6 protein-coding genes and 1 riboswitch are annotated in these 6272 nt (G+C 70.1%); all 6 genes read left to right on the forward strand.

The features are described from left to right. Positions 1-5: 5 nt before the first annotated feature. The gene (gcvH, locus tag ACYVF3_RS24120) at positions 6-389 is read left to right on the forward strand and encodes a glycine cleavage system protein GcvH (RefSeq protein WP_461156534.1); all 384 of its coding nucleotides are present in this window, start codon (positions 6-8) and stop codon (positions 387-389) included. Positions 390-506: 117 nt separating this feature from the next. Next, positions 507-974 (forward strand): glycogen accumulation regulator GarA, encoded by a 468-nt coding sequence (gene garA, locus ACYVF3_RS24125; protein ID WP_461156535.1) that lies wholly within the window; start codon positions 507-509, stop codon positions 972-974. A 392-nt stretch (positions 975-1366) separates the two neighbouring features. Continuing rightward, positions 1367-1843 carry a bifunctional nuclease family protein gene (locus ACYVF3_RS24130; RefSeq protein WP_461156536.1) on the forward strand — a complete coding sequence of 159 codons (477 nt, stop codon included), beginning with the start codon at positions 1367-1369 and terminating at the stop codon, positions 1841-1843. Between the two features lie 268 nt (positions 1844-2111). Continuing rightward, positions 2112-2684: a MerR family transcriptional regulator gene (locus tag ACYVF3_RS24135; protein WP_461156537.1), complete on the forward strand. Its 573-nt coding sequence runs from the start codon at positions 2112-2114 to the stop codon at positions 2682-2684. Positions 2685-2767: 83 nt separating this feature from the next. Beyond that, positions 2768-2866, forward strand: a riboswitch (glycine riboswitch). A gap of 164 nt (positions 2867-3030) precedes the next feature. Next, the gene (gcvP, locus tag ACYVF3_RS24140; RefSeq protein WP_461156538.1) at positions 3031-5919 is read left to right on the forward strand and encodes an aminomethyl-transferring glycine dehydrogenase; all 2889 of its coding nucleotides are present in this window, start codon (positions 3031-3033) and stop codon (positions 5917-5919) included. Between the two features lie 84 nt (positions 5920-6003). Beyond that, positions 6004-6272: HesB/YadR/YfhF-family protein (locus ACYVF3_RS24145; protein WP_145739682.1), on the forward strand; the 269-nt coding region annotated here is incomplete at its 3' end.

Consider the following 6272-nt stretch of genomic DNA (forward strand, 5'->3'; position numbering starts at 1 on the left):
CCACCGTGGCGGCCCCGGAGATCAAGTACACCGAAGAGCACGAATGGGTCCAGCGCATCAGCGAGGACACGGTGCGCATCGGCATCACCGACTACGCCCAGCAGCAGCTCGGCGACGTGGTGTTCGTGCAGCTCCCCGACGTGGGGCAGCAGGTCGCCGCGGGGGAGTCGATGGGCGAGGTGGAGTCGACCAAGAGCGTCTCCGACCTCTACGCCCCGGTGACCGGTGAGGTCACGGCAGGCAACCCCGCGCTGGAGGACCAGCCGGAGTTGGTCAACTCGGACGCCGCGGGGGAGGGCTGGATGGTGGAGGTCCGGCTCGCCGACCCGGACCAGCTGGCCGGTCTGCTCGACGCCGAGGGTTACCAGAACCTGATCGACCAGGGATGATCGTCTGGACCGGCCGCGTCGTGGGACGATGACGGGAGTCGCTGGTTCCGAGGCTGTCCAGGCACGGTACCTTGGGCGCATACTTGGCACGATCTATCCGCGTAAGGGAGAGCTCAGGTGAGCCAAAACAGCGGCTTCGGCGACGTTCCGCCGGAGCAGTCACCGGAGACCACCTCGGTCTTCCGGCCCTTCCTCTCGGAGCAGGAGAGCACCGAGAGCGCGGCCCCGGAACCCGCCTCCGCATCCGGGGTCGATGCGCTGCCGGCAGGTTCCGCCCTGCTGGTGGTCAAGCGCGGCCCGAACGCGGGCTCGCGGTTCCTGCTCGACCGGGAGACCACCAGCGCAGGCCGGCACCCGGACAGCGACATCTTCCTGGATGACGTGACGGTTTCCCGGCGGCACGCCGAGTTCCGCCGCGAGGGCAACGACTTCGTGGTGGTCGACGTGGGCAGCCTCAACGGCACCTACGTGAACCGGGAACCGGTGGACACCTCGGTGCTGGCCAACGGCGACGAGGTCCAGATCGGGAAGTTCCGCCTGGTGTTCCTGACCGGGCCGATCGATGGGGGCCAGGGCGGCCGCTGAGGCCGTCGAACCGGGCTTTTCACACCCGTCAGCGGGGCGGCGCCGTGAGGCGTCGCCCCGCTGACGCATGAGGCAGCTGCGCCGCCTGCGTGCGGAGGCGCTCCTCCCGGCCGGGAATTTCCCGGGGCCACGAGCGGTTTTCACCGCGCAGCAGGGCCTTCCGACGACTTCGGCGAGGCTCTGCGCGGTGTATCGTGCTGGTAATGCTCAACGACGAGCTCGCCAGCGGTCCGGGCCGTGGGCCCCGACTTCAACGACCGCGATGGTGGTGGTCCGCTCGGACCGCCGATGGAAGGGCGTGTCCGCCGTATCGCGGGTAGCGTCGGAGGCGTCGGTGCGGGACCCTCGACGGGGATGTCACGCTACGGCGCGCTGGAGGAGGCGATGTGACGATGAGCAGTGAGATGCGCGTCGTCGGCGTGCGAGTTGAACTACCAGCCAACCAGCCGATCCTGCTGTTGCGCGAGTCCGATGGTGAGCGCTACCTGCCGATCTGGATCGGGTCGGTCGAGGCCACCGCGATCGCGCTGGAGCAGCAGGGCGTGCGGCCGCAGCGGCCGCTCACCCACGACCTGCTCAAGGACGTCATCGGAGCCCTGGGGCGTGACCTGGAGCAGGTGCGGATCACCGACCTGCAGGAGGGCACCTTCTTCGCCGAGCTTGTGTTCGACGGGGACGTGCGGGTGTCCGCGCGGCCGAGCGATTCGGTGGCGCTGGCCTTGCGCATCGGAGTGCCGATCCACGCCGACGAATCCGTTCTCGAGGAGGCGGGACTGATCATCCCGGACGAGCAGGAGGACGAGGTCGAGAAGTTCCGCGAGTTCCTCGACTCCGTCTCGCCGGAGGACTTCCGCGGTGCCGACACCTGAGCCCCGCGGCGGACTCCTGCGCTGAACAGACCACTCCGGCCCCCGGTTGCTCACAGCACCCGGGGGCCGGATCCGTCGCACCGGGATCGAGAGCGCGCGCGGTCCGCGCGTCGCGTTGACCCGCCTGCTGAGCGGGCATACCTTCGGACGTACGCGAATTGCCCCGGTGTGATTCAGCCGGTACACGGCTTCGCGGCCCCGGATCGCCAACGGTCCGGGCGCTGGTGATCGTCGTCGTCGGCTTCGGGCCGGACGAGGGGAGGCAGGCGTGGTGGAGGAAGCAGCAAGTTCGGATGCTGCGGAGCAGGGTGAGCTGTTCCCCGACGCCTCTGCCCCGGACGAGCTGGTCGGTTACCGCGGGCCGGCGGCCTGCCAGATCGCGGGCATCACCTACCGGCAACTGGACTACTGGGCCCGCACCAAGCTGGTCGGCCCGTCCATACGAGGAGCGGCGGGCTCCGGCTCGCAGCGGCTGTACTCGTTCAAGGACATCCTGGTGCTCAAGGTCGTCAAGCGCCTGCTCGACACCGGGGTCTCGCTGCACAACATCCGGGTCGCGGTGGAGCACCTGCGCAAGCGCGGCGTGTCGGACCTGGCGAAGCTGACGCTGTTCAGCGACGGCACCACGGTCTACGAGTGCACCTCCGCCGAGGAGGTGGTCGATCTGCTCCAGGGCGGCCAGGGCGTGTTCGGCATCGCGGTCAGCGGTGCGATGCGCGAGATCAGCGGAACCATCCACGAGTTCCCGGCCGAGCGCGCCGACGGTGGCGTCAACATCGAGTCGGCGATCAACGACGAGCTCGCGGCCCGCCGCCGCGACCGCCAGGCGGAGACCGGCTGAACGACCGCCGGCCGCCATGTGTGCGGTAGGCGACATTGATGGCTCGATAGACCTTGTTGATCGGGTACTCTGAGCGCCATCGTCGACCCCGTGCGGGAGAGTCCGGTCCTGGTTGAGGGACCGGCGCCGAAGGAGCAACTCTCCCCGACAACCTCTCAGGCCACATGGACCGCACGGGCGAGATACCTCTGGAAAGAGGGCACACCTCCAGGTGGGCCCCGCCGACGGTGCAAGCCCGGTCCCGCCGGGTGAAGCTCTCAGGCGTTCGTAGCGCGAACAGTGACAGAGGGGGAGAGCAGCAACCGCTGCCGCCCTTTTGTTCGCCGCGAAGATTGAGGTTTTGGCGATGACCGACGCGACGCACGACCGCATTCCTCTGGCCGCGCTGGAGCACGGCAGGCCGTTCGCTGACCGCCACGTCGGGCCGATGCCCGCCGAACTGGCCCGCATGCTCGACGTCATCGGCGTCGGCTCCCTGGAGGAACTGGGTCAGAAGGCCGTCCCGGACACCATTCGCGAGGGTGACCTGCAGCTGGCGCTGCCGGAGCCCGCCACCGAGACCGAGGCGCTCGCCGAGCTGCGCGAGCTCGCCGGCCGCTGCAGCCCGCACACCGAGATGATCGGCCTGGGCTACTACGGCACGGTCACGCCGCCGGTGATCCTGCGCAACGTGCTGGAGAGCCCGGCCTGGTACACCGCCTACACGCCCTACCAGCCGGAGATCTCGCAGGGCCGGCTCGAAGCGCTGCTGAACTTCCAGACCATGGTCGCCGACCTCGCCGGGATGCAGGTCTCCAACGCCTCGATGCTGGACGAGGCGACGGCGGCGGCCGAGGGCATGACCCTGGTGCGGCGCGCGGGCAAGTCCAAGTCGCCGCGGTTCCTGGTCGACGCCGACACGCTGCCGCAGACCATCGCCGTCATCGAGACCCGCGCGGAGCCGCTGGGCATCGAGATCGTGGTGGCCGACCTGAGCTCCGGTGAGCTGCCCGAGGGCGAGTTCTTCGGCGCGCTGCTGTCCTACCCGAGCGCGTCCGGCGCCGTGCACGACCCCGAGGCGCTGATCGCGCAGATCCACGAGCGGGGCGCGAAGGTCGTGGTGACCTCCGACCTGCTGGCGCTGACGCTGCTGCGCTCGCCCGGCGATCTCGGCGCCGACGTGGTCGTGGGCAGCACCCAGCGCTTCGGCGTCCCGATGGGCTTCGGCGGCCCGCACGCCGGGTTCATGGCCGTGGCTAAGGGCCTGGAGCGGCAGCTGCCCGGCCGTCTGGTCGGCGTCAGCGTCGACACCGAGGGCAACCAGGCCTACCGGCTCGCGCTGCAGACCCGCGAGCAGCACATCCGCCGCGAGAAGGCCACCAGCAACATCTGCACCGCGCAGGTCCTGCTGGCGGTCGTGGCGTCCATGTACGCGGTCTACCACGGTCCGGACGGGCTGAAGGCGATCGCGACCCGCGCGCACCGGATGGCCAGCGTGCTCGCCGAGCAGCTGCGCCGGGGCGGCGTGGAGGTCGTGCACGGCGAGTTCTTCGACACCGTGCTCGCCAAGGTTCCGGGTCGGGCCGACGAGGTGCTGGCGGCGGCCCGCCGCGGCGGCATCAACCTGCGCCGGGTGGACTCCGACCACGTGGGCATCAGCTGCGACGAAACCACCACCCGCGCCCACCTGGCCGCGGTGTGGGAGGCCTTCGGCGTCAGCGCGGGCGAGGTCGACGCGCTCGACGCCGAGACCGCAGACGCGCTGCCCTCGGCCCTGGCGCGCACCTCGGAGTACCTGACGCACCCGGTGTTCCGCACGCACCGCTCGGAGACCTCGCTGCTGCGCTACCTGCGGCAGCTCTCGGACAAGGACATCGCGCTGGACCGCAGCATGATCCCGCTGGGTTCCTGCACGATGAAGCTCAACGCGACCGCCGAGATGGAGCCGATCACCTGGCCCGAGTTCTCCTCGCTGCACCCCTTCGCGCCCGCCCAGGACGCCGAGGGACTGCTCAAGGTGGTTTCCGACCTGCAGGAATGGCTGGCGGAGGTCACCGGTTACGACGCGGTCAGCCTGCAGCCCAACGCGGGCAGCCAGGGCGAGTTCGCGGGTCTACTGGCCATCCGCGCCTACCACCACAGCCGTGGTGAGACCGATCGCGAGGTCTGCCTCATCCCGGCGAGCGCGCACGGCACCAACGCGGCCAGCGCGGTCATGGCGGGCATGCGCGTGGTCGTGGTCCGCTGCGACGAGGCCGGCAACGTCGAGATGGACCACCTGCGCGAGCTCACCGAGAAGCACGCGCAGGACCTCGCCGCGATCATGATCACCTACCCGTCGACTCACGGCGTCTACGAGGACACCGTGCGCGAGGTCTGCGGGCTGGTGCACGACGCGGGCGGCCAGGTCTACGTCGACGGCGCGAACCTCAACGCGCTGATCGGCCTCGCCCGGATGGGCAAGTTCGGCTCGGACGTCTCGCACCTGAACCTGCACAAGACGTTCTGCATCCCGCACGGCGGTGGCGGCCCCGGCGTGGGCCCGATCGGGGTCCGCGAGCACCTGTCGCCGTTCCTGCCCAACCACCCGCTGCAGCCCGCGGCCGGTCCGGCCACCGGCGTCGGCCCGATCAGCGCGGCTCCGTGGGGCAGCGCCTCGATCCTGCCGATCTCCTGGGCCTACGTCCGGATGATGGGTGCCGACGGCCTGCGCCGCGCGACGCTGACCGCGGTGGCCTCGGCGAACTACGTCGCACGGCGGCTCGGCGAGTACTTCCCGGTGCTCTACACGGGCGAGGGAGGTTTCGTCGCCCACGAGTGCATCCTCGACCTGCGGCCGATCAGCAAGTCCAGCGGCATCACCGTCGACGACGTGTCCAAGCGGCTGGCCGACTACGGCATCCACGCCCCGACCATGTCGTTCCCGGTCGCGGGCACGCTCATGGTCGAGCCGACCGAGAGCGAGAACCTCGCCGAGCTGGACCGCTTCTGCGAGGCGATGATCGCCATCCGCGCCGAGATCGACAAGGTCGTCGCAGGTCAGTGGCCTGCCGACGACAACCCGCTGGTCGGCGCGCCGCACACGGCGGCCAGCCTCGCCAAGGAGTGGAACCACGCCTACTCCCGCGAGGAAGCGGCCTACCCGCTGGGCACCGACGCGATCAAGGTCTTCCCGCCGGTCCGCCGCATCGACGGCGCCAAGGGCGACCGCAACCTCGTCTGCTCCTGCCCACCGCTGTCGGCGTACGAAGGATGAGTCGGCGGGTCGGTTTGCGCGTCCCCTCGCGGCGATGACACGGTGGCCCCTTCAACCGACCGGCTCCGAGAGGAGTTGAGCACCATGCTCACCATCAGTGAGAGTGCCGTGGAGGTCATCAAGCTCGTCCTCGTCGGCGGCGACTCTCCGGCCAGCTCGGGCTTGCGCATCGCGCCGGCCGGGCAGGGGCTGCAGGCGTCGATCGCCGAGGAACCCCAGGAGGGCGACGAGGTGATCGAGGAGAACGGTGTCCGGATCTTCCTGGAGCAGGAGGTGTCGGAGCTGCTGGGGGACAAGACCCTGGACGCCGAGAAGGACGCCAACGGGGAGCTGGCGCTCGCCGTGCGCGACTG

This window comes from Saccharopolyspora tripterygii (assembly GCF_054778355.1).

Excerpts from the sequence above, each read along its gene's own strand:
- ACYVF3_RS24130 (WP_461156536.1), top strand. The coding sequence starts at position 1,367 with ATGAGCAGTGAGATGCGCGTCGTCGGCGTGCGAGTTGAACTACCAGCC.
- gcvP (WP_461156538.1), top strand. The coding sequence starts at position 3,031 with ATGACCGACGCGACGCACGACCGCATTCCTCTGGCCGCGCTGGAGCAC.